Genomic DNA, 1,208 nt, shown 5'->3' with positions numbered 1-1,208 from the left:
TGTACTGCACCCCAAAAGTTGAACCTACAAAATTCAACTTTTGGGGTGTTTAATTATGAATAAAAGTTATAGTTTAGATTTCAAACTTAAAATATTACAAGAATACAAAAGCGGGCAACTTGGTTATGGTTTATTAGCTAAAAAGTACAATATTCATCAGTCTTATATCGAAAGATGGGTCTATCAGTACGATACCTTCGGTATTCAAGGTCTTACTTTTGGTATGACAAAAAGAAAATATTCAAAAGAAGAAAAATATGAAATCATAGAATACCGATTGGAACATCATTTATCGTATAAAGAAACTGCGAAAATATTTAATATTCCTAACCCTTCCTTAATTGCTCAATGGCAGAAGAAATTTAATGAGTATGGTATTCTTGGCTTAAAACCAAAACCGAAAGGTCGTGTGTCCAAAGCCATGAAAAATAAGAAGAGTGAATCGTCTAACCAACCATTAAACGAAACTGAAAGAGAAGAACTTGAAAGACTACGTTATGAAAATAAATTGTTGGAAATCCAAATTGAACTCGAAAAAAAGTTACAATCCTTAGCTCGAAAAAATCAAACAAAGAAATAGTTTCAGCTATTATTGAGTTAAGGAAAGAGAAAGATTATCAGCTGAATCATATTCTAAAAGTAGCCAATATAGCTAAAAGTATCTATCATTATTGGAAAAACAATTTAGGTTTAAAAGAGTATAAGGATGCACCTCTGCTGAAGTTGATTAAAGAAATTATCGAAAAAAATCATGAACGTGTTGGTTATCGTAGAATTACCTTAGAGCTTCATGCAATGGGGATTATAGTTAATCATAAGAAAGTTTTAAGAATAACAAGAGAAAATAAACTTTTATGCACAAAGTTTAACCATAGAAGCAGAAACTATAAATCTTATAAAGGAAGCACTGGAAAAGTCGCTAAAAATATACTAAATCGAAGATTTGTATCAGATAGACCTTATCAAAAATTATTAACAGATATTACTCAATTCAATATTAAGAATACAAATACAAAGCTTTATTTGTCACCTGTTTTAGATGTATTTTCAAAAGAAATCATCGCTTATTCTATTAGTAGGCACCCAAATTTAGAATGTGCTTTGTCATCTTTAAATCAGGCTATTAAAAATATACCTGAATTAAATTATCGAACTACAGTACATTCTGATCAAGGTTGGCACTACCAGCATAAAGCTTGGGTAAAAGC

Annotated in this window: 2 protein-coding genes; both read left to right on the top strand. The window is 30.0% G+C overall.

Annotated elements, in window-relative coordinates; all coding sequences use genetic code 11:
* Positions 1-55: 55 nt before the first annotated feature.
* Entirely contained in the window at positions 56-580 is a 525-nt protein-coding gene (locus tag HHH54_RS10870; protein WP_198618811.1) for a helix-turn-helix domain-containing protein, read from the top strand.
* On the top strand, positions 547-1,208 hold a 662-nt coding region (locus tag HHH54_RS10865), incomplete at its 3' end, for an IS3 family transposase (protein WP_198618812.1). The genes HHH54_RS10870 and HHH54_RS10865, both read left to right, overlap by 34 nt.

Origin of the sequence: Staphylococcus canis (genome assembly GCF_016238445.1) — a bacterium.
Lineage (GTDB): Bacteria > Bacillota > Bacilli > Staphylococcales > Staphylococcaceae > Staphylococcus > Staphylococcus canis.
This window is presented reverse-complemented; position numbering and strand designations above follow the sequence as displayed.

Bases quoted from the DNA above. Each gene is read 5' to 3' on its own strand.
- HHH54_RS10870 (WP_198618811.1), top strand. From the start codon at position 56: ATGAATAAAAGTTATAGTTTAGATTTCAAACTTAAAATATTACAAGAA.